19 protein-coding genes and 1 tRNA gene are annotated in these 25,147 nt (G+C 69.3%); 5 read left to right on the forward strand and 15 right to left on the reverse strand.

The window, feature by feature from the left end:
• Positions 1-31 precede the first annotated feature (31 nt).
• A complete protein-coding gene (locus BUR28_RS06380; protein ID WP_139307504.1) occupies positions 32-1,204 on the reverse strand; it encodes a type III PLP-dependent enzyme in 1,173 nt (390 codons plus the stop codon).
• 335 nt (positions 1,205-1,539) lie between these two features.
• Between BUR28_RS06380 and BUR28_RS06385 the strand changes: the two genes are divergently transcribed.
• The gene (locus tag BUR28_RS06385; protein ID WP_074219363.1) at positions 1,540-2,472 is read left to right on the forward strand and encodes an L-lactate dehydrogenase; all 933 of its coding nucleotides are present in this window, start codon (positions 1,540-1,542) and stop codon (positions 2,470-2,472) included.
• Between the two features lie 26 nt (positions 2,473-2,498).
• Here BUR28_RS06385 and murD read toward each other — a convergent pair whose 3' ends face one another.
• From murD to BUR28_RS06445, 12 genes are all read right to left on the reverse strand, one after another.
• Entirely contained in the window at positions 2,499-3,914 is a 1,416-nt protein-coding gene (gene murD, locus BUR28_RS06390) for a UDP-N-acetylmuramoyl-L-alanine--D-glutamate ligase (protein ID WP_074219364.1), read from the reverse strand.
• Positions 3,915-3,995: 81 nt separating this feature from the next.
• Positions 3,996-4,400, reverse strand: coding sequence for a hypothetical protein (locus tag BUR28_RS06395; RefSeq protein WP_074219365.1), 405 nt, complete (start codon positions 4,398-4,400; stop codon positions 3,996-3,998).
• 334 nt (positions 4,401-4,734) lie between these two features.
• Positions 4,735-5,820 carry a phospho-N-acetylmuramoyl-pentapeptide-transferase gene (gene mraY, locus BUR28_RS06400; protein ID WP_074219366.1) on the reverse strand — a complete coding sequence of 362 codons (1,086 nt, stop codon included), beginning with the start codon at positions 5,818-5,820 and terminating at the stop codon, positions 4,735-4,737.
• Positions 5,820-7,268, reverse strand: coding sequence for a UDP-N-acetylmuramoyl-tripeptide--D-alanyl-D-alanine ligase (gene murF / locus BUR28_RS06405; RefSeq protein ID WP_074219367.1), 1,449 nt, complete (start codon positions 7,266-7,268; stop codon positions 5,820-5,822). The genes mraY and murF overlap by 1 nt, the downstream gene beginning before the upstream one ends.
• The gene (locus tag BUR28_RS06410; RefSeq protein WP_074219368.1) at positions 7,265-8,752 is read right to left on the reverse strand and encodes a UDP-N-acetylmuramoyl-L-alanyl-D-glutamate--2,6-diaminopimelate ligase; all 1,488 of its coding nucleotides are present in this window, start codon (positions 8,750-8,752) and stop codon (positions 7,265-7,267) included. The genes murF and BUR28_RS06410 overlap by 4 nt, the downstream gene beginning before the upstream one ends.
• Before the next feature lie 14 nt (positions 8,753-8,766).
• Positions 8,767-10,545: a peptidoglycan D,D-transpeptidase FtsI family protein gene (locus tag BUR28_RS06415; protein ID WP_074219369.1), complete on the reverse strand. Its 1,779-nt coding sequence runs from the start codon at positions 10,543-10,545 to the stop codon at positions 8,767-8,769.
• Complete coding sequence (locus BUR28_RS06420; RefSeq protein ID WP_074219370.1) at positions 10,542-10,901, reverse strand: cell division protein FtsL; 360 nt, start codon at positions 10,899-10,901, stop codon at positions 10,542-10,544. The genes BUR28_RS06415 and BUR28_RS06420 overlap by 4 nt, the downstream gene beginning before the upstream one ends.
• The gene (gene rsmH, locus BUR28_RS06425) at positions 10,902-11,903 is read right to left on the reverse strand and encodes a 16S rRNA (cytosine(1402)-N(4))-methyltransferase RsmH (RefSeq protein ID WP_074219371.1); all 1,002 of its coding nucleotides are present in this window, start codon (positions 11,901-11,903) and stop codon (positions 10,902-10,904) included.
• 3 nt (positions 11,904-11,906) lie between these two features.
• Positions 11,907-12,410: a division/cell wall cluster transcriptional repressor MraZ gene (mraZ, locus tag BUR28_RS06430; protein WP_074219372.1), complete on the reverse strand. Its 504-nt coding sequence runs from the start codon at positions 12,408-12,410 to the stop codon at positions 11,907-11,909.
• Between the two features lie 583 nt (positions 12,411-12,993).
• The gene (locus BUR28_RS06435) at positions 12,994-14,067 is read right to left on the reverse strand and encodes an Mrp/NBP35 family ATP-binding protein (RefSeq protein ID WP_074219373.1); all 1,074 of its coding nucleotides are present in this window, start codon (positions 14,065-14,067) and stop codon (positions 12,994-12,996) included.
• Between the two features lie 485 nt (positions 14,068-14,552).
• The gene (locus BUR28_RS06440) at positions 14,553-15,620 is read right to left on the reverse strand and encodes a Hint domain-containing protein (RefSeq protein ID WP_074219374.1); all 1,068 of its coding nucleotides are present in this window, start codon (positions 15,618-15,620) and stop codon (positions 14,553-14,555) included.
• Positions 15,621-15,736: 116 nt separating this feature from the next.
• On the reverse strand, positions 15,737-18,088 hold the full coding sequence (locus BUR28_RS06445; protein WP_074219375.1) for an ATP-dependent helicase: 2,352 nt from the start codon (positions 18,086-18,088) through the stop codon (positions 15,737-15,739).
• 139 nt (positions 18,089-18,227) lie between these two features.
• Between BUR28_RS06445 and BUR28_RS06450 the strand changes: the two genes are divergently transcribed.
• Positions 18,228-18,677: a hypothetical protein gene (locus BUR28_RS06450; protein WP_074219376.1), complete on the forward strand. Its 450-nt coding sequence runs from the start codon at positions 18,228-18,230 to the stop codon at positions 18,675-18,677.
• Positions 18,678-18,792: 115 nt separating this feature from the next.
• Positions 18,793-22,236 carry a pyruvate carboxylase gene (locus BUR28_RS06455; RefSeq protein WP_074219377.1) on the forward strand — a complete coding sequence of 1,148 codons (3,444 nt, stop codon included), beginning with the start codon at positions 18,793-18,795 and terminating at the stop codon, positions 22,234-22,236.
• Between the two features lie 42 nt (positions 22,237-22,278).
• On the opposite strand, the gene BUR28_RS06460 is transcribed toward BUR28_RS06455, so the two are convergent.
• Positions 22,279-22,881, reverse strand: a complete 603-nt coding sequence (locus tag BUR28_RS06460; RefSeq protein ID WP_074219378.1) for a VPLPA-CTERM sorting domain-containing protein — start codon at positions 22,879-22,881, stop codon at positions 22,279-22,281.
• A 255-nt stretch (positions 22,882-23,136) separates the two neighbouring features.
• On the opposite strand from BUR28_RS06460, the gene BUR28_RS06465 reads away from it, so the two are divergent.
• Positions 23,137-23,211, forward strand: a tRNA-Gly gene (locus BUR28_RS06465).
• A 261-nt stretch (positions 23,212-23,472) separates the two neighbouring features.
• Positions 23,473-24,120: a helix-turn-helix domain-containing protein gene (locus BUR28_RS06470; RefSeq protein ID WP_074219379.1), complete on the forward strand. Its 648-nt coding sequence runs from the start codon at positions 23,473-23,475 to the stop codon at positions 24,118-24,120.
• A gap of 36 nt (positions 24,121-24,156) precedes the next feature.
• On the opposite strand, the gene purU is transcribed toward BUR28_RS06470, so the two are convergent.
• Positions 24,157-25,041 carry a formyltetrahydrofolate deformylase gene (gene purU / locus BUR28_RS06475; protein ID WP_074219380.1) on the reverse strand — a complete coding sequence of 295 codons (885 nt, stop codon included), beginning with the start codon at positions 25,039-25,041 and terminating at the stop codon, positions 24,157-24,159.
• Between the last annotated feature and the right edge of the window lie 106 nt (positions 25,042-25,147).

Genomic DNA, 25,147 nt, shown 5'->3' on the forward strand with positions numbered 1-25,147 from the left:
AAGAGCGGACGGCCGCGCGGCGCCGGCCGCCTCAGATCACCACGACATCGAGGGGCGGGAACCCGTTGAAGCCGACCGACGCGTAGGTCGAGGTATAGGCGCCCGCGTTGCGGATGATGACCCTGTCGCCGGATGTCAGGCCCAGGGGCAGCAGCACGGGGCGCCTTTCGTAAAGCACGTCGGCGCTGTCGCAGGACGGCCCGGCGAGGATGCAGGGGCCCATCGGTTCGTGGTCGCGCTCGGTGGCGAACTGGTAGCGGATCGCCTCGTCGATGGTCTCGGCCAGGCCCGAGAACTTGCCGATGTCGAGATAGACCCAGCGATGGGTGTCGGTGTCGGACTTCTTCGAGACCAGCATGACCTCGGCGGCGATCGCGCCGGCCTCGGCCACGAGGCCCCGGCCCGGTTCGGCCATCACCCGCGGCACCTCGCCGAAGCGCGCGGCCACCAGGCGCATCACCTCGGCGGCGTAGGACGCGGGCGGCTCGACCTCCTCGCCGTAGAAGGCGGGGAAGCCGCCGCCGATGTTCAACAGGTCGAGGTCGAAGCCCGCCGCGCGCGCCGCCGCCCAGATGCCGGCCACCTCGTCGAGGGTCGCGCCCCACATCGCGGCGTGCCGGGTCTGGCTGCCGACATGGAAGGACAGGCCCACGGGGCGCAAACCCGCCTCGCGGGCGCGCCGCATCAGGGGGATCACTTTGCCCGGCGCACAGCCGAACTTGCGGCTCAGCGGCCAGTCGGCCTCCGAGGCGGTCACCACGACGCGAATGTAGATCTCGGCGCCCGGGGCGTGCGCGGCGATCTTGTCGATCTCCTCCTCGGCATCGGCGGCGAACAGCGTGATCCCGGCATGATGCGCAAAGGCGATGTCCGAGGCGCGTTTGACCGTGTTGCCGAAGGAGATCGAGCCCGGATGCGCGCCGAGGCCCAGGCACAGCTCGATCTCGGCCCGCGAGGCCGCGTCGAAATGGCAGCCAAGGCCGATCAGGCGTTCGACGATCGCGCGCTCGGGGTTCGCCTTGACCGCGTAGTGGATCGCGGCATGGCCGAGCCCGGCGCGCAGCGCATGGAAGCGGTCGGCCACGAGATCGGTATCCAGCACCAACGTCGGGCGGTCAAATTGCGTGGACCGGATGTAGTCCTCGACCCGCGAGGGCGCTGCGACGGAGGAACGACCGACGAAATCGGCTTGGGTAGCGTACATGGTCATCTCCAATAGACCTGACGGGCGGAAACCGCCCGGTTCCAAGGGAGACGTTACCGTCGCTACGTAACCCGTCAGGGGACAGAGGCGCGTGCGTTGGCGTCCGTGGGCGCGCAGTTAGGGGCAGGTTCGATTCGGTGCAACAGGAAATGCGCGATTTCTCGCAGACATCCCCCGCCGGACACGCAACCGTGACCGCACGACAACGCGGCACCGGGCCTCCGGTCGGCCCGCGCGCGCCGCATTCCCGCACCGGTCGCGGAAAATTCCCCACCAGTCGCCCAACGCCCGGGGCGGGCGTGCTAGGCTCGGCCCGTGACCGGAGGGAGAGCGTGATGAAGGTCGGGATCGTCGGCGCCGGCATGGTGGGCAGCGCGGCAGGCTACGCGATGGCGCTGACCGGGGCGGCGAGCCGCATCGTGCTTGTGGACCGCGACGCGGCGCTCGCCACGGCGCAGGCGCAGGATATCGCGCACGCGGTGCCCTTCGCCTCGGCGGCCAGCGTCGAGGCGGGCGACTACGCCGCGCTGTCGGGCGCCGATGTGGTGATCCTGTCGGCCGGCGTCGGGCAGAAGCCCGGCGAAAGCCGGCTGGCGCTGCTCACACGCAACGCGGCCGTGTTCGAGGCCGTGATCGGCGCGGTGCGCGCGGCGGCGCCGGACGCGATCCTGCTGGTCGCCACCAACCCGGTCGACATCATGACCCATGTCGCCACCCGGCTCTCGGGCCTCGCGCCGGGCCGGGTGATCGGCTCGGGCACGATCCTGGACACCGCACGGTTCCGCAGCCTCCTGGCGGGGCATCTCGGGCTCGCGCCGCATTCGGTGCATGCCTACGTGCTGGGCGAGCATGGCGACAGCGAGGTGCTCGGCTGGTCCGGCGCGCGGGTCGGCTCGGAACCGCTGGCCTCGGTCGCCGCGCAACTGGGCGCGGCGATCACGGCCGATGTGCGCGCCCGCATCGACGAGGGCGTGCGCGGCGCGGCCTACCGCATCATCGAGGGCAAGGGGGCCACGAATTACGGCATCGGCGCGGGGCTCGCACGGATCGTGCAGGCGATCGGCCGGGACGAGCAGGCGGTGCTGTCGGTCTCTGTCGTGACGCAAGAGGCCGCGGGGGTGCGCGACGTGGCGCTGTCCTTGCCGCGGGTCGTCGGCGCGGGCGGCGTCAGCGCGACGCTGACACCGACGCTCGATACCGCGGAAACCGAGGCGCTCGGCGCCAGCGCGCGGTTGCTGCGCGAGACGGCGGATGCGCTGGACCTCTAGGCCGACGCGCGCCGCGGGTGGCCCCTTCAGGCACCGCGCAATCCCCCCAGCCATGCGTCCACCTCGGCGATGAAATCCTCGCCGCGCTTCTCGAAATTGTCGTATTGGTCGAAACTCGCCGCCGCCGGTGCCAGCAGTACGACCTCGCCAGGCTCGGCCTCGTCCGCCGCCCGCGCCACGGCGGCGGCCATGGAGCCGCAGACCTCGTGCGGCACGTCCTTCAGGTGCAGCGCAAACCCCGCCGCCTCGCGCCCGATCACGTAGGCCTTGGCGACATGGTCCAGGTAAGGCGCCAGGGCCGCCAGCCCGCCCTCCTTCTCCAGCCCGCCGCAGATCCAGCGAATGCGCGGGAAGGCGGCCAGCGCGCGGGCCGCGCTCGCCGCGTTCGTCGCCTTGGAGTCGTTGACGAAACGCACGCCGCCCGCCTCGGCCACCAGCTGGGTGCGATGCGGCAGCCCGGCGAAGCTGAGGAAGGCCCGCTCGATCTCGCGCGGCCCGATCCCGAGGCAGCGCGCCGCGGCATAGGCCGCGCAGGCGTTCTGGTGGTTGTGGGCGCCCGGCAGGGCCGGGACGGCACGCAGATCGATGCTGCCCACCTGCCGCCCCTTGCGCCATTCGGCCAGGAAGCCCTTGCGGGCGAAGACCGCCCAGCCCGGCCCCTCGAGCTTGCCCCCGGCCGAGACGCGGATCACACGGTCGTCGCCCGGCGCCTCGGCCAGCTGGTTGGCCAGGAACCGCCCCTCGTGCTCGTCCACGCCGACGATGGCCCGGTCCGGCCCGCCCTCGGCGAACAGCCGCCGCTTGGCCGCGAAGTAGCCGCCCAGCCCGCCGTGCCGGTCGAGATGGTCGGGCGAGAGGTTGCTGAGGACGGCAATGTCGGGGGTCAGCGCGCGGGCGAGCTCGGTCTGGTAGGAGGACAGCTCCAGCACGACGACACCGCCCTCGCCCGCGGGCTCCAGGTCCAGCACGCCGCGCCCGATATTGCCGGCAAGCTGGCTGTGGCGACCGGCCGCCCGCAGGACGTGGTGAATCAGCGCGGCGGTGGTCGACTTGCCGTTCGAGCCGGTGACGGCGATCACCTTGGGCGGGCTGTCGAAGCTCTCCCAGGCCTCGGTCGCGAAGGACCGGAAGAACAGCCCGATATCGTTGTCGACCGGCACGCCCGCGGCCCAGGCGGCGGCGACCACGGGGTTCGGCGCGGGGTAGAGATGGGGAATGCCGGGGCTCACGATCAGGGCCGCGCAGCCATCGAGCGCACCGGGCCGGGTCAGGTCCACCGGCGCGAACCCCTCGGCCTCGGCCGCGGCGCGAGCGTTTGCGTTGTCATCCCAGGCCAGAACTTCGGCTCCCCCCGCGCGCAACGACCGCGCCGCCGACAGGCCCGACCGCCCCAGCCCCAGCACGGCTACCCGCGCGCCCTCCATGCCCCGAACCGGAATCATGCCCTGCCCCTGTTCACCTTCGCGGCGACCATGCCGTCGCCCGAGAGCAGGATGCAAGACGGTGGGCGGCGCGACGGTCGCTCAGACCAGGTAGTGCCAGCCCAGGATCAGCGGCGGCATCACCATCGCGGTCAGCGCGAACGCCAGGCCCGACGTCCGGTTGCCGCCCATCCGCCGCACCGCCGCGTTCACCGCGGGCCCCAGCACGATGGCGGCCAGCGCGATCGGCAGGACCTTGTCGAAGATCGGCGCGCAGTTCTGCGGCTGCGCGAAATTCTCGACGCAGTAGGGCACGAGCTGGTTGGAGAACAGCACCGCCAGCGCGATCAGGTAGCCGATGAACGCCACCACCCCAAAGGACGGGACGCCGTCCCATTCCCTCAGCCCGGCCTCCGGCGTCACCGCGTGCAGCTTGGGCGTGACCAGCGCCCGCGCCCGGCCGGGGGCCGGCTGAGCGAAGTCTTCGTCGACGATCGTGTAGTCCATCTGTCGTCCTCCTTCTGCCCCGGGCGGCCGGTACGCCGCCGGGGCCGGCCGGCCGATCCGCACGGGGATCGCCCTTCTCGTCTGCCCCTCTCGCGATCCGTCTTCCGACCGAACCGTTCCTATGCGGATGATGAGCCATCGCGACCGCCCGGGCCACGCGTGCTTTTGTCGCTTGCGCCGCAGCCATGGCGTGCGCGGCCCGGCCGGTATGCTCCGGCGGTGCATGGCCCAGGGGACCGGCGTCCGGGGCGTTCACGGGCCGCGCGCCAAGGCCCCGTCGCTTGGCGCCCCGTGGCGCCGGAATGCGATCTTGCACGGGGCGGTGACGGCCGCCCTAGCGCACCTTGAGCGTCGCCAGCCCGATCAGGGCGAGGATCAGGCTGATGATCCAGAAGCGGATCACGATCTGGGGCTCGGCCCATCCCTTCTTCTCGAAGTGATGATGGATCGGGGCCATCAGGAACACGCGTTTTTTTGTCGCCTTGAAGTAGGCGACCTGGATGATGACCGACAGCGCCTCGACCACGAAAAGCCCGCCGACGATGGCCAGCACGATCTCGTGCTTGGTGGCGACCGCGATGGCGCCCAGCGCGCCGCCCAGCGCAAGCGACCCGGTATCGCCCATGAACACCGCCGCGGGCGGCGCGTTGTACCACAAAAATCCCAGCCCCGCGCCGATCAGCCCGGCGCTGAAGATCAGGATCTCGCCGGTTCCGGGCACGTAGTGGACGTCGAGATACTCGGTGAAGTCGACCCGGCCCACCGCATAGGCGATCACCCCCAGCGTGCCCGCGGCGATCATCACCGGCATGATCGCCAGCCCGTCGAGCCCGTCGGTCAGGTTCACCGCGTTCGCCGCGCCGACGATCACGATCATCGCGAAGGGCACGAAGAGCAGCCCCAGGTTGAGCAGCGTGTCCTTGAAGACCGGAAAGGCCAACTGAAAGCTGAGCCCGTCCGGGTGAACCAACGCGGCCCACAGCCCCGCCACGGCGGCGATGGCCAGCCCCAGGCCGAAGCGCAGCCGCCCCGGCACGCCCTTGGTGTTGTTCTTCGAGACCTTGGCGTAATCGTCGGCAAAACCGATCGCGCCGAAGGACAGCGTCACGAACAGCAATATCCAAACGTAAGGATTGTCGAGCCGCGCCCAGAGCAGTGTCGAGACGATCAGCCCGCCCAGGATCAGCACGCCCCCCATGGTCGGCGTGCCCGCCTTGGTTTCGAGATGTCCCTGGGGGCCGTCGGCCCGGATGGGCTGGCCGTTCCGCTGCCTCTTGCGCAGCAGGTTGATGAGCGGGCGCCCGAACAGGAAGCCGAACACCAACGCGGTGAAGAACGCCGCACCCGCACGGAACGTGATGTAGCGGAACAGGTTGAACGCCCCGCCCCCGTCGGACAGCTCGGTCAGCCAGTAGAGCATTACCCCATGTCCTCGTCCGTTCCGGGCACCGCCTGTGCCAGTTTCCTCAGCGCCGCGACCACCGCCGAGACGCGGCTGCCCTTGGAGCCCTTGACCAGCACCACGTCGCCCGCATCGACCAGCCCGTGCACCTTCGCGGCAAGCGGCTCGGCCTCGTCGAACCACTGGCCCCGCTTCTTCATGGGCAGCGCGAAATAGAGCGCCCGCATCCGCGGCCCGACACAATGCACCAGATCGACGCGGTCCATCGCGGGCAGATCGGCCAGCCCGGCATGCATCGCCTGTTCTTGCGGACCCAGTTCCAGCATGTCCCCGAGGATCGCGATGCGCCGGCCGCGGGCGACACGGCCCACCCCGTCCTGCGGCCGGGTATCGGCCAGCACCTCCAGCGCGGCGGCCATCGAGGCGGGGTTGGCGTTGAACGCGTCGTCGATCAGTTCGAGCGCCATGCCCGGCTCGACCGGATCGAGATTGATCCGCAGACGGGCGCCGCGCCCGTCCGGCGGGAGCCAGGCGCCCAGATCGCAGGCGGCCACCGCCCGGTCGACGCCCAGCGCCTCTGCGGCGGCGAGGGCGCCCAGCGCGTTCATCGCGAAATGCCGCCCCGCGGCGCGGATCTTGAACAGCAGGTCGGCCCCGTCGGCGCGCGCCTCGACCACCGTGGAATCCGCATGAAGCTTCAGGCTCAAAATCCTGAAATCGCACGTTTTCGATGCGCCGAACCTCACCTGCGCCGCGGCGGTCTCCCGGGCCACCTCGGCCAAGATCGGGCTTTCGTCCAAGTCGGCGGGGTAGACGGCGATGCCGCCGGGCTCCAGCCCGTCGTAGATCGACGCCTTCTCGTGCGCGATCCCGGCGAGATCGTCGAACGCCTCCAGATGGGCCGCCGCGATCGTCGTGATCAGCGCGACATGCGGGCGCGCCAGCCGGGCCAGGGGCGCGATCTCGCCGGGATGGTTCATGCCGATCTCGATCACCGCGAAATCGGTGTCGGCCGGAAGGCGCGCAAGCGTCAGCGGCACGCCCCAATGGTTGTTGTAGCTCGCCTCGGCGGCATGGACCCGCACCTGCCGCGACAGCACCGCGCGCAACATCTCCTTGGTGGAGGTCTTGCCCGCCGACCCGGTCACGGCGACGACCCGCGCGCGGCTGCGGGCACGCCCCGCCCGGCCCAGCGCGACGAGCCCGTCGAGCACATCGTCCACGATCAGCAGCGGCGCGTCCTCGGCGACGCCCTCGGGCACGCGCGAGACCATGGCCGCCGCGGCGCCCTTCGCCAGGGCCTCGGCGACGAAATCGTGCCCGTCGCGCTGGTCCTTGAGCGCGACGAACAGCTCGCCCGGCGCAAGCGTGCGCGTGTCGATGGACACGCCGGTCGCAGCAAAATCGCGCGTCGCGCGCCCGCCGGTGGCGGCGGCCGCCTCGCCGGAGGTCCAGAGCGCGCTCATCGCACCCGCCCGTCCAGCGCGGCGACCGCGACGCTCGCCTGTTCCACGTCGTCGAAGGGATAGACCGCGTCGCCGACGATCTGGCCGGTCTCGTGGCCCTTGCCCGCGACAAGCAGCGCATCGCCCGGCTGCAGCGCATCCACGCCGCGCAGGATCGCCTCGGCCCGGTCGCCGATCTCGATCGCCTCGGGACAGCCCCGCATCACCTCGGCCCGGATCGCCGCCGGGTCCTCGCTGCGGGGGTTGTCGTCGGTGACATAGACGACATCGGCATGCGCCGCGGCCGCCTCGCCCATCAGCGGCCGCTTGGTCCGGTCGCGGTCGCCGCCCGCACCGAACACCACGACGATGCGGCCCATCACATGCGGCCGCAGCGCCTTGAGCGCGGTCGACAGCGCATCGGGCGTGTGGGCGTAATCCACGAAGACGACCGCGCCGTTTTCCCGCCGCGCCGCGAGTTCCATCCGCCCGTGCACGCCGTGAAGGTCGGGCAGCGTGTCGAGGACATGGTCCGCCTCGTCGCCGCACGCGATGGCCAGCCCCGCCGCGACCGCGACGTTCTCCGCCTGAAAGCCGCCGATGAGGTTCAACCGCACCTGCCGCGGCCGCCCGGCCCATTCCAGGCGCAGTTCCTGCCCCGTCGCATCGAAGCGCTGGCCGGTGATGCGCAGGTCGGCCTCGGCCCCGGTGCCGATGCCCAGCACCTCCTGCCCGCGCGACCGCGCGATTCCCGCCAGCACCGGCCCCTTGGCGTCGTCGAGGTTCAGCACGGCGGTGCCGTCGTCGGGCAGGACACGGTCGAAAAGCCCCGCCTTCGCGGCGAAATACTCTTCGAAATCTGCGTGATAGTCGAGATGGTCCTGAGAGAAGTTGGTGAACCCCGCCGCCGTCAGCACCACCCCGTCGAGCCGCGCCTGGGCAAGCCCGTGGCTCGACGCCTCCATCACCGCATGGGTGACGCCCGCCTGCGTCATCTCGGCCAGCACGCGGTGCAGCGTCAACGAGTCGGGGGTGGTGTGGGCCAGCGGCGCCGCGTAGGCGCCTTCGACGCCGGTGGTGCCGATGCTCGCCGCCTCGTGGCCCAGAAGCGTCCATATCTGGCGGGTGAAATGGGCGACCGAGGTCTTGCCGTTGGTCCCCGTCACGGCGGACATCGTGGCGGGCTGCGCGGCGAACCACAATGCGGCGGCGCCCGCGAAGGCGGCGCGCGGGTCCTCGGTCACGATCAGCGCGACATCGGCGCCGGCCAGCGCGTCGGCCGCGATCCGCGCGCCGGTCGGGTCGGTCAGGATCGCGGCGGCCTCCTGCCTCAGCGCGTACTGTATGAACTCGCCCCCATGGACGCGGGTGCCCGGAAACGCCGCGAAGAGGAAGCCCGGCCTCACCTCGCGGCTGTCGAGGGCCAGCCCGGTGATCCGCGCCTCGCGCCCGCCCCGGGCCCGAAGCCCCAGTGCGGCGAGTGATGAGTCCGACCGGCCTGACATGTGCCCCCGCGCCCCTAGTTCGCGGCCAGTGTTACCCCGAAGCCCGAGGCGGTTTCAATCTCCGGCCTCAGCCCCAGGAGCGGTGCCGCGCGCCTGATGATCTCGGCGGCCACGGGCACCGCCGTCCAGCCCGCGGTGCGGCGCGGCTTGGTCCCGGTGGTGTCCTCGGGTTCGTCCAGCGTGACCACCAGGACGTAAGCCGGATCGTCCGCGGGAAAGATGCTGGCGAAGGTCGCGATGACCTTGTCCTTGTAGTATCCGCCGGTGGGCTTGGGCTTGTCGGCGGTGCCGGTCTTGCCGCCCACGCTGTAGCCCTCGACCTCGCCGAAGCTCGCCGTGCCGCGCTGCACCACCTGGCGCAGCATCGCCCGCATCTTGGCCGAGGTCTCCTCGGAAATCACCCGGTCGCCCGGCGCGCCCTGCCCCGCAAGGATCGTGGGACGCACCCGGTAGCCGCCATTGGCGATGGTGGCATAGCCCGCGGCCAGGTGCAGCGGGCTGGCCGACAGCCCGTGCCCGTAAGAGATCGTCATGGTCGAGATTTCCGACCAGTTGTCGGGGATCAGCGGCCGGCCGCTCGGCGCCTCGACGATCTCGAGCGGCGTGGGTTCGAGAAAGCCGAGCCGGCGGAGAAAGTCGCGCTGGCGCTCGGCGCCGATCCGCTGGGCGATCCGCGCGGTCCCGATGTTCGAACTGTCGACCAGCACATCGGTCACCGACAGCGTCGGCCCGTAATCGTGATAATCTCGGATCCGGTGTCGCCCCCAGACCAGCGGCCCCTTCGTGTCGATGATCGTGGCGGGCGTCACGAGGCCTTCTTCCAGGGCCTGCGCGATGGTGAAGGCCTTGAAGGTGGAGCCGAGTTCGTAGACCCCTTGCACCGCGCGGTTGAAGAGCGGGCTGTCCGAGGCGTCGCCCCGCGTCAGCGGGCGCGGCCGTTCATTGGGGTCGAAATCGGGCAGCGAAACCAGCGAGACGACCTCGCCCGTCCGCGCCTTCATCAACACCGCGGTCGCCCCCTTGGCGTTCATCAGCTTCATGCCGCCCGCCAGCACCCGCTCGACCGCGGCCTGCACGGTCAGGTCCAGCGACAGGCGCAGCGGCGCACCGCCATTCGCGGGGTCGCGCAGCCAGCCGTCGAACGCCTTTTCCACGCCCGCGCGGCCCACGACCTCGGCCGAGGAAACCCCCTCGCGCCCGAATCCCGAGCCGCCGAGCACATGCGAGGCGAGCCGGCCGTTGGGGTAGAGCCGCATCTCGCGCGGGCCGAAGGACAGGCCCGGATCGCCGATGTCATGCACCTGCTGCATCTGCTCCGGGCTGATTTTCCGCTTTACCCACAGAAACTTGCGCTTGCCGGTGAAATCCTTCGCCAGCCTGTCCGCGTCCAGGTCGGGGAAGATCGCCGCCAGCTCGCCCGCCACGCGGATCGGCTCGATCATCCGGGGCGGCTGGGCATAGAGCGAATGCGTTGCCAGGTTGGTGGCCAGGATGTTGCCGTTGCGGTCCACGATATCGGCGCGCTGGGCCAAGATGGCCGCGCCATGGGACACCGCCCGCGGCTCGGACGGCTCCGAGGCGGCGAGACTGCCCATGCGCACGCCGACCACCAGGAACGCGGCGAAGAACATCACCCCCAGCATGAGCAGGCGCCCCTCTGCGCGGGCGCGCGCCTGATCCTGCATCTGCGCATGGCGGCGGCGCAGGTTCTCGCGCTCGATGGCGGCCGGGTTCTCGCCCTTGGCGCGGGCCTCCAGAATGCGGGCGATCGGGCGAAGCGGACGGCGGATCATGGCCGCGCCTCCGCCTCGGCCATCAGGCTTCCGAACAGGTCGGCCGGGATGACGATGTCGGGCAACTGCGGCATCGGGTAGGCGACCTGGTCGATGCTGCCGAACTGCGCGGGGTCGAGCGGCAATAGGCCCAGCCGGTCGAAATTGATCTCGGCCAGCGCGCGCAGCCGGTCGGGGCGGTTGAGATAGGCCCATTCGGCATTCAGGACGGCGATCTTCTCGCGCAGGCGGCCGATCTCGCGGTTCAGCGTCTCCACCTCGGCGATCGCCTGCTGGGTGCGATAGTTCTCGCGATAGGCCCAGACGGCAAGGCCCATGACCGCCAGCGACGTCAGGACGTAGAACAGGCTGCGCATCTACTTCTGCTCCATGATCGCGGGCAGGCCCAGCCGGTCGCGCGCGACCGGCCCCGCCGGCGCCCCGGTGCGAACCGCCACCCGAAGCTTGGCCGACCGCGCCCGCGGATTGGCCGCAAGTTCCACCGCGTCGGGCGGCACGGCCCGGCGCGTCAGCGGCGTGAACCGCGGCGCGTCCTGCACCTGCTCTGGGGCATGGCGGCTGCCGCCCCCGCCCCGCCCCGAGCGCACCTGCAGGAACCGCTTGACGACGCGGTCTTCCAGCGAGTGGAACGTCACCACCGCAAGCTTGCCGCCGGGCTTCAGCGCCCGCTCGGCCGCTTCAAGCCCCGCGACCAGTTCGCCCAGTTCGTCGTTCACCGCGATCCGCAGCGCCTGGAAGCTGCGGGTGGCCGGGTGGCTCTGGCCCGGCTTCTGCCGCGGGAGGCAGCGCGCGATCACCTCGGCCAGTTGCGCCGTCGTCACGATGGGCGCGACCGCGCGCGCGGCGACGATGGACCGGGCGATCCGGCGCGCCGCGCGCTCTTCGCCGAAGTGGAAAAGGATGTCGGCCAGGTCCTGGTCGGACGCGGTGTTGACCAGGTCCGCCGCCGTCGGCCCCTCCTGGCCCATCCGCATGTCCAGCGGGCCGTCCTTCTGGAACGAGAAGCCCCGCTCCGGACGGTCCAGCTGCATGGACGACACGCCGAGATCCAGCACCACCCCGTCGAGCGGCGCCCCGGCCAGGTCGTCGAGCCGGGAGAAGCGGCCCTCGACCAGCGTCAGACGGTCGCCATAGGCCGCGGCCCAGTCGGCGGCCATCTCGAACACGCTGGGGTCGCGGTCGACGCCGATCACGCGCGCCGCGCCCGCATCGAGCAGGCCCCGCGCATAGCCGCCCGCGCCGAACGTGCCGTCCAGCCAAAGGCCCTCGACCGGCGAGACGGCTTCAAGCAGCGGCCGCAGCAGGACGGGGATGTGCGGCGGCTCGGCGGGGGGGGTGGTGCGGTCCGCGGCGGCCATCCCCTACTCCTCCAGCGATCCGTCGAGCAACGAGGCCACGTCGAAATCGGGCGGCAACTCCTCGAAGCGGGCCCGCGCCCGGGACATTTCCTCGGACTCGTAGGTCTCGGGGTTCCAAATGCGGAACTTCTCGCCGGAACCGACGAAATACGCCTCGTCGGTCAGGCCGATCTTCTCGCGCAGCTTCTGGGGCAGCACGATGCGGCCGTCATTGTCGACCTCGGTGGGGTGGGACTGGACGTTGAAGGTCAGTTCCAGCATCTGCCGTTCGATCGACCCGCGCGGCTTGGCCTCGATCTTCCGGTCGATCTCCTCGATCGCCTGCATCGTGTAGCCTTCGAGGAACTTGCGGCGCGGATCGCCGTAGACGATCACGAATTGCGGGCGCAGACCGTCGGTCCAGTCGGGGTCGCCGGCTTCGAGCACGCGGCGGAACGAGGACGGGATCGACACCCGGCCCTTGCTGTCCACCTTGTGGCGGCTCTCGCCTCTGAACCTGCGCGCCACCTGTCCGACGCTCCTTCTGCTTCACCGTTCGCGCCTACGAAAACGGCGGATTGAGCTGCTGCCACTGCCCAATCCGCCGCCCTCGTCCCGCTTCGGGATGCCCGGCTGCGCGCGCCACCTGGGGGGATGTTCTGCTCGCCCGCGCGCCGGATCTCTTTGTGCGATGAAGCTCGGGGCCTGTATGAAACCTGACTGAGCCTTGCGGGGTCTTGGCGCCCCTGTGTGCCCGCTCCTCATCGATGTCTCATGGATGCCATGGGAATTCATGGAAATCAACTGAAATCGACGGGATCAAACCAGGCAACAGCGTCGCCGAGCGCATTGCGGGCCGGATCTGACTGCGTTCGCAGGCACATTTATCGCCCATATAGTGAAAAATTCGATTTTTGGCCAAAATATAGCCCACCCGCACCTCGGCCCGGCCATTCCCATGATTTCCCGGCTTCTGATGATTTTTTCGCGGACACGGGGCTGAAACGCCCTTCGAGTCCCGGATTCTTGCGGAATTCGGCCACGCCTGACGCCGCGATTCGCCGCGCGCCGGGCTCGCGCGGCACTGGACCATGAATTCCCGTGGGGTCGCTCAGGCCATCCCGCCGCCGACCAGCCGGGTCGCGATATGGGCATAGGCGTCGGCCGCCGGACCCTCGCCCAGCGCCACCGGACGGCCCGCGTCGCCCGCCTCGCGCACCTCGAGCGCCAGCGGCAGCGCCCCAAGCAGCGGCACGCCCATCTTCTCGGCCTCGGCGGCCACCCCGCCATGGCCGAACAGATGCGCCTCGTGCCCGCAATTGGGGCAGACATAGGTGGACATGTTCTCGATCAGCCCCAGCACCGGCGTCTTGAGCTTGGCGAACATGTCGATGGCCTTGCGCGCATCCAGAAGCGCCACGTCCTGGGGCGTCGAAACGACCAGCGCGCCGTTCAGCTTCGTCCGCTGGCACAGCGTGAGCTGCACATCGCCGGTGCCCGGCGGCAGGTCGACGATCAGGACGTCGAGCTGCCCCCAGTTCACCTGCGTCAGCAATTGCTGCAACGCCCCCATCAGCATCGGCCCGCGCCAGACCACCGCCTGCCCCTCTTCCATCATCAGCCCGATCGACATCATCGTGACGCCGTGGGCGACGATCGGTTCGATGGTCTTGCCATCGGGCGAGGCGGCGCGGCGCGAAATGCCCATCATCCGGGGCTGCGACGGGCCGTAGATATCCGCATCCAGCAGCCCCACGCGCCGCCCCTGGCGGGCGAGCGCCACGGCCAGGTTCGATGCGACCGTGGACTTGCCGACCCCGCCCTTGCCCGAGGCCACGGCAAGGATACGGTCGATCCCGGCGGGGTTCTCGGGGCCGGCCTGGGCCGTGGGGTGGCGCCCGATCTTGAGACCGCCCTGCGGCGGCGCCTTGGGCGCACCGCCATGCGCGGTCAGCACCGCCGAAACGGCCTCGACGCCCTCCAGCGCCTCGACCGCGGCCTGGGCGGCGGCGCGCGCCGGCTCCATCCGCGCGGCCTGCCCCGCATCCGGCGCCTCGATCACGAAGCGCACGGTGCCCCCCTCCACCGTCAGCGCGCGGACCATGTCGCGCGAGACGAGGTCGCCGCCATCTGGCAGGGCGATTCGGGACAGGGCGTCGAGAATGCGGTCTCGGGTGGCGGGCATGCGCGCCTCCTTTTCGTGCCTTTTCCTTACCGCTTTACTTGGTCATATCCGCCGCAAGGGCAAGGGCGTTCACGCGTTGCCGGGTTTCGCGGCAGCGCCCCACGGAGCGCCCAGAAATACGTCAGCATAACTTATGCGCTTTCTGCATGGCAGAAATTCACCCGCCAGGGATTGTGCATGTGCAGCATTCGCCTATTTTGAGGATCAACGGCGCCGGGCACAGCCCGCGCCACGGGCAAGGTCGGGGCAAGCGCCCGGACCGGCTCGGGTGAACGGGAAACCCCTCCTCCTCCCTGGGTTTCCTTGTCTCGCGGCGGCACCTACCTCCTCCCAGGTGTCGCCGCACCTTTCTTCCGGGGCCTTCGGGCGCCGGCTTGTGCGGCGGGTCGTCTCCTCCTCCCTGACCCCGTCGCAGGACAGAGCGGCGGTGCCCATCCTCCCGGGCATCGCCGTTTTGCATTGAGGACGCCGTGGCGAAAGCGGGCTCAGGCCCGAAGTGCGGCGCGGTCCGAAAGGCCGGCCTGCGCCGGCGCCTCCTCCGACGCCCCGCCGAAGAGCGCGCGCGCCTCGTAGGCGCGCAGAACGGGACGGGCCGCCTCGAAGGACTCGCCCTCGGGGGCGTCGAGATCGAACTCGGGAAAATGCGCCGCGATCTCGTCGCGCGCGTCGCTGTCGAGCGCCCGGCGCGCGACATCGCCCAGATAAAGGCTCTCGCAGGGCACGCCTTCGGCCAGCACGATCTCGTGGCGCTCGAACAGAAGGTGGACATAGCGCACCATCGGGCGCTCGACGACGCGGGCGCCGGCCTGCCCGCTCAGCGCATAGGCGCGGGCTGGCACCAGCACGTCGGGCGTGCCGAACAGCAACTCCGCCGAGGCGGACGCATGCAGCAGGCGATGTTGGGGCGAAAGCCGCAGCGGCCGGTCGTTGCCAAGGGTGCCCGCGGGAAACTCCACCGGGGCCATCCGCCCGGTCCCGCGCACGACGCTCTGCCCGACCCAGAGCAGCACCTGCGGGCCGTGGTCGAGGGTTTCGACCATCATGCCGGGCACGAGGCTCGCCGCGCGCACCGGGCCGCGCGGCGTGGCGATCAGGGTTTCGCCCTCGAAGCAGATCACCTGGGCGGTGTATTCGCTGTTTGGGTCCTGGTCGTAGACGTAGAAGCCGGGGCTGAACCCGCCGCTGTAATTGTCCCAGTACCATTGCTCCAGGTCGAAGCCCGGCGACCAGACCACCTGCACCGTCTGGCCGTCCGTGTCGGTGCCCTCGAACACCACGGCGTGGCCGCTGGCGAACTCGATCTCGTCGGACCGGATGACGACGGCATCGGTCAGCGTGGCCTTGTGCGCCCCGCCGAAGGACACGTCGTAGACATCGCCCACCTCGAAGAGATACGGGTCGGGATCATCGGACTTCGCGGTGATGACGAGGTCCTTGGTGCCGTTCGGCGGATAGTCGAATGTCGATGAGCCCGGTCCGCTGGCATTGCTGTCGACATTGCGGCCGGTGGCGGCAGCAAACTCGGTATCCGGCGGGGTGAACGTCACAAGCATGGCGGACTCCTTCCCAGCCAACCTCTTCCGCCCCACCCCAAGGAAGGGTTAACCGGGCCGCGAAGCGCGACGGGAATTTGCACCGGGTTTTCGCTAAAACCCGCCGGTCCGCACGTTCAGGACGGCACGTCGTCGGCGTTTTCGGCCGGCACGACGAACCGCGCCACCACATTCTTGCGGCCCGCCTTGTCGAACGCGATATCCAGCTTGTCGCCCTCGATCCCCGTCACCGTGCCGTAGCCGAATTTCTGGTGGAACACGCGCGCGCCCGACTCGTAGGCCGCGACGGCCTCGACGTCGATCGTGATGGTCCGGCTTTCGCGGGGCTGGCCGACCGGGCGCTGCTGGCCGCGCGCCTGCAGACGCTTCCAGCCCGGCGAATTGTAGACATTCGCGCCGGCCGCCGCCTGTTCGATCCCCGACGACACCGCGCCGCCGCCCCCGTAGAGCCCCGGCGGGGTCAGCACCTCGACATGCGCCTCCGGCAGTTCGTCGATGAAGCGCGAGGGCAGCGCCGATTGCCATTGGCCGTAAACGCGCCGGTTGGCGGCGAAGGAGATCGTGCACAGCTCCTCGGCCCGGGTGATGCCGACATAGGCCAGCCTCCGCTCCTCCTCGAGCCCCTTGAGCCCGCTTTCATCCATCGAGCGTTGGCTGGGGAACAGCCCGTCCTCCCAGCCCGGCAGGAACACCACCGGGAATTCCAGCCCCTTCGCGGCATGCAGCGTCATGATCGAGATCTTGGCGCCCTCACCTTCGGTCTCGTTGTCCATGATCAGCGCGACATGTTCGAGGAACCCTTGCAGGTTCTCGAACTCCTCCAGCGCCTTCACGAGTTCCTTGAGGTTCTCCAGCCGCCCCGGCGCCTCCGGCGTCTTGTCGTTCTGCCAGTGCTCGGTATAGCCGGACTCTTCGAGGATGATCTCGGCCAGCTCGACATGGCTTTGCGCGCTGTCCAGCGCGCCCCCATGCCAGCGCCCGATGCCCTGCAACAGCTTGCGCAGTTCACTGGCGCCCTTGCCGGTCAGCCCCTGCGTTTCCAAGAGCAGCCGCGCGCCCTCGACCAGCGTCACGCCGTTCGACCGCGCCATCACCTGGATCTTCTGCTGCGCCTTGTCGCCGAGGCCCCGCTTGGGCGTGTTCACGATCCGCTCGAAGGCGAGGTCGTCGTCGGGGCTGACGGCGAGGCGGAAATAGGCCATCGCGTCGCGGATCTCCATCCGCTCGTAGAAGCGCGGGCCGCCGATGACGCGATAGGGCAACCCGATCGTGAGGAACCGGTCCTCGAAGGCGCGCATCTGGTGCGAGGCGCGCACCAGGATCGCCATGTCGTCGAGGCTTTTCGGGTCCAGTCCGCGGCTGCCGCCCTGCAGCGCCTCGGCCTCTTCGCCGATCCAGCGCGCCTCCTCCTCGCCGTCCCAATGGCCGATCAGGCGCACCTTCTCGCCTTCGTCCGCCTCGGTCCAGAGCGTCTTGCCCAGCCGCCCCTTGTTGGCCGCGATCAGCCCCGAGGCGGCGGCCAGGATATGCGGGGTCGAGCGGTAGTTCTGTTCCAGCCGGATCACCTCGGCGCCCGGGAAATCCTTCTCGAAGCGCAGGATGTTGCCCACCTCGGCCCCGCGCCAGCCATAGATCGACTGGTCGTCGTCGCCCACGCAGCAGATGTTCTTGTGTCCGCCCGCGAGCAGACGCAGCCACATGTATTGCGCGACATTCGTGTCCTGGTACTCGTCCACCAGGATATAGCGGAACCAGCGGCGATATTGCGCCAGCACGTCCTCATGGGCCTGGAAGATCGTCAGCATGTGCAGCAGCAGGTCGCCGAAATCGACAGCGTTCAGATTGCGCAGACGGTCCTGATAGGCGGCGTAAAGCTCCACGCCCCGGTTGTTGAAGGCCGACGCCTCGGCCGCGGACACTTGCTCGGGCGTCCAGGCGCGGTTCTTCCAGTGGTCGATGATGCCCGCCAGTTGCCGCGCGGGCCAGCGCTTTTCGTCGATATTGGCCGCGACGATCAACTGCTTCATCAGGCGGATCTGGTCGTCGGTGTCGAGAATCGTGAAGTTCGACTTGAGCCCCGCCAGTTCCGCATGCCGCCGCAACAGCTTCACGCAGATCGCGTGAAACGTGCCCAGCCAGGGCATCCCCTCGACCGTGTGGCCCATCAGCCGGCCCACACGCTCCTTCATCTCGCGCGCGGCCTTGTTGGTGAAGGTCACGGCGAGAATCTCGTTCGGCCGCGCGACGCCCGTGTTCAGCAGATGCGCGATGCGGGTGGTCAGCGCCTTGGTCTTGCCGGTGCCCGCGCCCGCCAGCATCAGGACCGGGCCGTCCAGCGCCTCGACCGCCTGTCGCTGGGCCGGGTTCAGACCTTCGAGATAAGGCATGGGCCGCGCGGCCATCGCGCGCGCGGACAGCGAGGCGCGCTCGGCCGCCTCAAAGGCGTCGGTGTCGTCGATCGGACTCATGGCCCTCAACCTAGCGCGGCTCGCCGCGAAGTTAAAGAAGTGTTCGCAGAATGTTCCTTCGATCCGCCGAAACACGCCGCAGGATTGCCTTTTCGCGCGAAACGGGAATAGTCGACTCATGAAACCCGCTGCAAGAGACATGCGCGCCCTGGCGCTCGGGATCGGTCTGGTCGCGCTTGCGGGGTGCGCCGCCGACGCGCCCGAACGCGCGCCCGAAGAGATGCGCCCGATCGAGCCGGTGCCGGCGAACGCGCCCGCCCCGGTGACGGCCTGGCCTGCCGCCGCCATCGCCGGCCCGGCCGCGTCGCCGCCCCCCGCCGATCTCCGCCCGATCCCGCCGGGCCCCGAAGCCGATGCCGCGATGGACGCCGCGGCGGCCGCCATGGTGATGCCGCCGCCCGCGGCACGGACCAATTGCGTGGCCGATTTCGCCACCCGGTTCCGCCTGCCCCGGACGGCCGTTCTGATGGGCGGCCAGGGGCGGACGGCGGCCGGCTGGTATATCGATCTCGGCATGCCGGGCAACGCGCGGACATGGCGCTGTCAGACCGGCCCGGAGGGGGCCGTGCGCACCGTGACGCCGCGCTGACCTGCCGCGCCGCGTGCCAAGACCTCTTGCGCCGCTGCGGCGCAGAGATATACCGATTAGTCATTCTCCGCGCGCCGACCGCGCCGGACGGACCGATCCAGAAGGAAGCCCGCCCTTGTCCGAGTTCAAGAAAATTCTCGTCGCCAACCGCGGCGAAATCGCCATCCGGGTGATGCGTGCCGCCAACGAACTCGGCAAGCGCACCGTCGCGGTCTATGCCGAGGAGGACAAGCTGGGCCTCCACCGCTTCAAGGCGGACGAAGCCTACAAGATCGGCGCGGGGCTGGGCCCGGTGCAGGCCTATCTCGCCATCGACGAGATCATCCGGGTCGCGAAGATGTCGGGCGCGGACGCGGTGCATCCGGGCTACGGACTGTTGTCCGAGAACCCGGCCTTCGTCGAGGCCTGCGCCGCCGAGGGCATCACCTTCATCGGCCCGAAGGCGGAAACCATGCGCGCGCTCGGCGACAAGGCCAGCGCCCGCAAGGTGGCGATTTCCGCCGACGTGCCGGTGATCCCGGCCACAGAGGTTCTGGGCGAGGACATGACCGCCATCGCCCGCGAGGCCGAGGAGATCGGCTATCCGCTGATGCTGAAGGCGTCCTGGGGCGGCGGCGGGCGCGGCATGCGGCCGATCACCGGCCCCGACGAGCTGGAGGACAAGGTGCGCGAGGGCCGGCGCGAGGCCGAGGCCGCCTTCGGCAACGGCGAAGGGTATCTGGAAAAGATGATCACCCGCGCCCGCCATGTCGAGGTGCAGATCCTCGGCGACAGCCACGGCAACATCTACCACCTGTGGGAGCGCGACTGCTCGGTCCAGCGGCGCAACCAGAAGGTCGTGGAACGCGCGCCCGCGCCCTATCTCTCACCCGCCCAGCGCGAGCACCTGTGCAATCTCGGCAAGAAGATCGCCGAGGCGGTGAACTACGAATGCGCCGGCACCATCGAGTTCCTGATGGATATGGAGACGGGCGAGTTCTACTTCATCGAGGTCAACCCCCGCATCCAGGTCGAGCACACCGTCACCGAGGAGGTGACCGGCATCGATATCGTGCAGGCCCAGATCCGCATCGCCGAGGGCGCCAGCCTTGTCGAGGCGACAGGCATCGCCAGCCAGTATGAAGTCCAGCTGAACGGCCACGCCATGCAGTGCCGGATCACCACCGAGGACCCGCTGAACAACTTCATCCCCGATTACGGCCGGATCACCGCCTACCGCGGCGCGACCGGCATGGGCATCCGGCTGGACGGCGGCACCGCCTATTCGGGCGCGGTCATCACCCGCTACTATGATTCGCTGCTGGAGAAGGTCACCGCCTGGGCGCCCACGCCGGAGGGCACCATCGCACGGATGGACCGGGCGCTGCGCGAGTTCCGCATCCGCGGCGTGTCCACCAACATCGCCTTCGTCGAGAACCTGCTGAAGCACCCGACCTTCCTGTCGAACGAATACCACACCAAGTTCATCGACCAGACGCCCGAGCTTTTCCGTTTCGAAAAGCGGCGGGACCGGGCGACGCGCCTGCTGACCTTCATCGCGGACGTCACCGTGAACGGGAACCCCGAGACCGAAGGCCGTCAGCGCCCACCCGCCGATCTCAAGACGCCGCGCCCGCCCGAGAACCGGCGCGAAAGCTACGCCCCGGGCACGCGCCAGATCCTCGACGAGTTCGGGCCGCAGGCGGTGGCCGACTGGATGGCCGAGCAGAACCAGCTTCTGCTGACCGACACCACGATGCGCGACGGGCACCAGTCGCTCCTGGCCACACGGATGCGCTCGATCGACATGATCCGGGTGGCGCCGGCCTATGCCCACAACCTGCCGCAACTCTTCAGCGTGGAATGCTGGGGCGGGGCCACCTTCGACGTGGCCTACCGCTTTCTTCAGGAATGCCCCTGGCAGCGGCTGCGCGACATCCGTGCGCGGATGCCCAACGTGATGACGCAGATGCTGCTGCGCGGGTCCAACGGGGTGGGTTACACCAATTACCCCGACAACGTGGTGCAGGGCTTCGTGAAACAGGCCGCCGACACCGGCGTCGACGTGTTCCGCGTCTTCGACAGCCTGAACTGGGTCGAGAACATGCGCGTCGCCATGGACGCCGTGCTGGAGACCGGCAAGGTCTGCGAGGGCGCGATCTGCTACACCGGCGACATCCTCGACCCCGACCGGGCCAAGTACGACCTGAAATACTATGTCGAGATGGGCAAGGCGTTGAGGGACGCCGGCGCCCATATCCTGGGGCTCAAGGACATGGCGGGGCTCTTGAAACCCGCCTCGGCCACGCAGCTCTTCAAGGCGCTGAAGGAGGAGGTCGGCCTGCCGATCCACTTCCACACCCATGACACCAGCGGCATCGCCGGGGCCACCATCCTCGCCGCCGCCGACGCGGGGGTGGACGCGGTGGACGCGGCGATGGACGCGTTCTCGGGCGGCACCTCGCAGCCCTGCCTCGGCTCCATCGTCGAGGCGCTGCACAACACGCCGCGCGAAACCGGCATCGACATCGAGGCGGTTCGCGAAATCTCGGACTACTGGGGCCAGGTGCGGAGCCAATACGCCGCCTTCGAATCCGGCATGCAGGTGCCCGCCTCCGAGGTCTATCTGCACGAGATGCCCGGCGGCCAGTTCACCAACCTCAAGGCGCAGGCGCGGTCCCTGGGGCTGGAGGACCGCTGGCCCGAGGTCGCCAAGACCTATGCCGACGTGAACCGGATGTTCGGCGATATCGTCAAGGTGACGCCGTCCTCCAAGGTCGTGGGCGACATGGCGCTGATGATGGTCAGCCAGGGGCTGACCCGCGCCGATGTCGAGGACCCGGACAAGGACGTCGCCTTCCCCGACTCCGTGATCGGCATGATGCGCGGCGATCTGGGCCAGCCGCCCGGCGGCTTCCCCGAGAAGATCGTGAAGAAGGTGTTGAAGGACGAGGCCCCCCAGACCGAACGCCCGGGCAAGCACCTGCCCCCCGTCAACCACGAGGACGTGCGCGCCAATCTGGAAGGCCAGTTCGAGGATCTCGACTTCGACAACGAGGACCTGAACGGCTACCTGATGTATCCCAAGGTCTTCACCGACTACACCGCGCGGCACACGCAATACGGCCCCGTGCGCACCCTGCCCACCCGCACCTTCTTCTACGGGATGGAACCGGGCGAGGAGATCACCGCCGAGATCGACCCCGGCAAGACGCTGGAAATCCGCCTGTCGGCGGTGGGCGAGACCACCGAAGAGGGCGACGTGCGCGTCTTCTTCGAGTTGAACGGCCAGCCCCGCGTGATCCGCGTGCCTGACCGCAAGGCCAAGGCCAGCGTCGCCAAGCGGCCCAAGGTGGAACTCGGCAACCCCGCCCATGTCGGCGCGCCGATGCCCGGCGTGGTGGCCTCGGTCGCGGTCGCCCCCGATCAGAAGGTCCAGGAAGGCGACCTGCTCCTGACCATCGAGGCGATGAAGATGGAGACCGGCCTGCATGCCGAGCGCGACGGCACCGTCAAGGCCGTCCACGTCACCCCTGGCGCCCAGATCGACGCCAAGGACCTGTTGGTCGAGTTCGCGTAAGTCCGTGATGGGTGGGGCATGCGCCCCCCCCGTCCGGCTGGTTCAGCGCGGCTTGCGCCGGGCGACGGCGCCGAACGCCCCCAGGGCGGTCAACACCATGGCCGCCCCGGCCGGAAGCGGCACGGCCCCGACGGTCGCGGCGGGGGCGGTGACGCGGTAGCTCATCGTGCGGCCGACGAAGTCCACGCCGAGCGGCGCATCGAGACCCGCCCCCGCGAAGGTCACCTCGAAGCGCCCCCCATCCATCAGCGCCCCGCAACCGGAGACCCCGGCATCATGGGAGTCCGGATCGATATCGGTCGAGAAGGACAGCGTCTCGCCCGGATCGAAATCGCTAGCCTGCAAGACGATCTCGTCGGCGCGCAGGCCGCCGCCGGGAACGCAGCCGCCCACTTCCGGTGTCGTGAAGCTCAGTTTGCCTCCGCCCGGCGCGGCGGGGCTCGTCACGCAATCGAAGTTGAATCTCTTGAGGCCGATCCCGACCCGGCCCCCGGAAATCCGCGCCGTCTCCGAAACGTTCTCTACGGTGAAGGATGGCGCGTTCGCGGACCCGCCGATGGTCAGGGCGAAGCCGACCGTGGCCGCCTGCGTTGAACCGGCCAGAGCGACCAGCAGGCTGGCCGACGCTGCGATGTGCTTGAACATGTGGCACCCCCCAAACAAATACACATTTTCAGCACATCATTCTTTTGCCCGCGTACCAAGGCGCAAATGGCCCGGCGCGCGCCCCGGCCATGCGCGAAACGCCGGATCCCCGCCCCCGCGACACGCCCCATCCGGCGCCGGATCGTCCGGCAGGCGCGGCCGATGCCGGACCCGGCAAGAAATTTCGCGGAAAGCTGCGAATTTCCCCTTGCAGCCCCACGCGCAACTTTATAAATCACGCCTCACCCAATGGATGCGGGCGTAGCTCAGGGGTAGAGCATTACCTTGCCAAGGTAAGGGTCGTGAGTTCGAATCTCATCGCCCGCTCCAATCAAGCCATCATGCGAATACGGGCCCGGCCCGACGGTGCAGCGCGGGCGAGCTGTCCCCGCCGCGGGGCGCGCGGCGGCGCACGCCCCGAATCGCGCCGTCCGCCGACGCGTCCGGGCCCGCCGCTTGCCCAAACCCGCTGCGCGCAGTACCAGTTTCACATCCGGGGACCGTGGCGATGCGCAGGGCCGGTTGCCGTCAGGCCGGCCGGGCGCGGTGCTGCGCCGCCGCCCGGCGCACCGGCCGTTTTCGGAGACAGGGATGGATTTCAAGGACAGCCGACAGGGCACCAAGCTGACGCAGGACCCCCATCGGCTGCGGGAAGATCGCGAGAAGGTTCTCGAGGTCGCGATCGGCCGCGAGGTCCGCGCCTATCGGAAGAAACGCAACATCACGGTTGCCGAACTGTCGAAGCTGACCGACATCTCGGCGGGGATGCTGTCGAAGATCGAGAACGGCAACATCTCGCCCTCGCTGACGACCCTGCAGGCGCTGTCGCGCGCGCTTTCGGTGCCGCTGACCGCCTTCTTCCGGGGGTTCGAGGAACAGCGCGAAGCGGTGCATACCAAGGCCGGGCACGGGCTGGAAATCGAACGGGCGGGCACCCGCGCCGGCCATCACTACAAGCTCCTGGGCCACCTGGGGTCGAACTCCAGCGGGGTGATGGTCGAGCCCTACCTGATCGCGCTCGACACCGAGTCCGACCTGTTCAAGACCTTCCAGCACACCGGGATCGAGACGATCTACATGCTCGAGGGCAAGCTCGACTACCGGCACGGGTCCGACATCTACCAGCTCGAACCGGGCGACACGCTGTTCTTCGACGCCGACGCGCCGCACGGGCCCGAGCGGCTCGTCCAGATGCCCATCCGCTACCTGTCGATCATCAGCTACCCGCAGGAGGGCTGAGGCGGCACCGCGGCCCGACAGCCCCCCGCGCGGCCCCTACCCCATCCGCTCGCTGGCAAAGGAGCCGGGCGAGGCGGGGAACACCACCGTCTTGTTCCCGTTGAGAAAGACACGCCGGTGGATATGCGCGTGCACCGCGCGCGCCAGCACCATGGCCTCGACGTCCCGGCCGAGCGAGACGTAGTCCTCCGGGCTTTGCGCATGCGTCACCCGGACCGTGTCCTGCTCGATGATCGGCCCCTCGTCGAGATCGGCGGTCACGTAGTGCGAAGTCGCCCCGATCAGCTTCACCCCGCGCTGGAACGCCTGCTTGTAGGGGTTCGCGCCCTTGAAGGACGGCAGGAACGAGTGGTGGATGTTGATGATCCGCCCCGACATCCGCGCGCACATCTCGTCGGACAGGACCTGCATGTAGCGCGCCAGGACGATCAGGTCCGCGCCGGTCTCGTCCACCACGTCCATGATCCGGCGTTCGGCGTCGGGCTTGTTCTCCTTCGTCACCTTGATGCAGTGGAACGGGATGTCGTGGTTCACCACCAGTTTCTGGTAGTCCATGTGGTTCGAGATCACCGCCACGATGTCGATCGGCAGCGCCCCGATGCGCCAGCGGTAGAGCAGGTCGTTCAGGCAATGCCCGAAGCGCGAGACCATGATGACGACCTTCATCTTCTCGGACTCGTCGTGGAAGGCGTGCTGCATGCCCATCTCCTGCGCCGTCGCGGCGAAGTCCGCGTCCAGCGCGGCGAGGTCCGCGCCCTTCTCCGAGGTGAAGCTGACCCGCATGAAGAACCGCCCGGTTTGCGCGTCGTCGAACTGCGAACTGTCGGTGATGTTGCAGCCCTGCCTGGCAAGATAGGCGGAAATGGCGGCGACGATGCCGCGGGTCGAGGGGCAGGTGACGGTCAGGCAGAACTTGTTCATGCGAAGGGTCCGTTCAGGTGGCGGTTGCGGGGTGACGACCGGCCCCGGACGGGGCGGTTTCAGGTTTCGCTGGTAGCCGAAGCTGCGGGGGCGCAAAAGCCGAATA

It is taken from the genome of Rhodovulum sp. ES.010 (genome assembly GCF_900142935.1).
GTDB lineage: Bacteria > Pseudomonadota > Alphaproteobacteria > Rhodobacterales > Rhodobacteraceae > Rhodovulum.

Bases quoted from the DNA above. Each gene is read 5' to 3' on its own strand.
- BUR28_RS06380 (WP_139307504.1), bottom strand. From the start codon at position 1,204: ATGTACGCTACCCAAGCCGATTTCGTCGGTCGTTCCTCCGTCGCAGCG.
- BUR28_RS06385 (WP_074219363.1), top strand. From the start codon at position 1,540: ATGAAGGTCGGGATCGTCGGCGCCGGCATGGTGGGCAGCGCGGCAGGC.
- murD (WP_074219364.1), bottom strand. From the start codon at position 3,914: ATGATTCCGGTTCGGGGCATGGAGGGCGCGCGGGTAGCCGTGCTGGGG.
- BUR28_RS06395 (WP_074219365.1), bottom strand. From the start codon at position 4,400: ATGGACTACACGATCGTCGACGAAGACTTCGCTCAGCCGGCCCCCGGC.
- mraY (WP_074219366.1), bottom strand. From the start codon at position 5,820: ATGCTCTACTGGCTGACCGAGCTGTCCGACGGGGGCGGGGCGTTCAAC.
- murF (WP_074219367.1), bottom strand. From the start codon at position 7,268: ATGAGCGCGCTCTGGACCTCCGGCGAGGCGGCCGCCGCCACCGGCGGG.
- BUR28_RS06410 (WP_074219368.1), bottom strand. From the start codon at position 8,752: ATGTCAGGCCGGTCGGACTCATCACTCGCCGCACTGGGGCTTCGGGCC.
- BUR28_RS06415 (WP_074219369.1), bottom strand. From the start codon at position 10,545: ATGATCCGCCGTCCGCTTCGCCCGATCGCCCGCATTCTGGAGGCCCGC.
- BUR28_RS06420 (WP_074219370.1), bottom strand. From the start codon at position 10,901: ATGCGCAGCCTGTTCTACGTCCTGACGTCGCTGGCGGTCATGGGCCTT.
- rsmH (WP_074219371.1), bottom strand. From the start codon at position 11,903: ATGGCCGCCGCGGACCGCACCACCCCCCCCGCCGAGCCGCCGCACATC.
- BUR28_RS06435 (WP_074219373.1), bottom strand. From the start codon at position 14,067: ATGCCCGCCACCCGAGACCGCATTCTCGACGCCCTGTCCCGAATCGCC.
- BUR28_RS06440 (WP_074219374.1), bottom strand. From the start codon at position 15,620: ATGCTTGTGACGTTCACCCCGCCGGATACCGAGTTTGCTGCCGCCACC.
- BUR28_RS06445 (WP_074219375.1), bottom strand. From the start codon at position 18,088: ATGAGTCCGATCGACGACACCGACGCCTTTGAGGCGGCCGAGCGCGCC.
- BUR28_RS06450 (WP_074219376.1), top strand. From the start codon at position 18,228: ATGCGCGCCCTGGCGCTCGGGATCGGTCTGGTCGCGCTTGCGGGGTGC.
- BUR28_RS06460 (WP_074219378.1), bottom strand. From the start codon at position 22,881: ATGTTCAAGCACATCGCAGCGTCGGCCAGCCTGCTGGTCGCTCTGGCC.
- BUR28_RS06470 (WP_074219379.1), top strand. From the start codon at position 23,473: ATGGATTTCAAGGACAGCCGACAGGGCACCAAGCTGACGCAGGACCCC.
- purU (WP_074219380.1), bottom strand. From the start codon at position 25,041: ATGAACAAGTTCTGCCTGACCGTCACCTGCCCCTCGACCCGCGGCATC.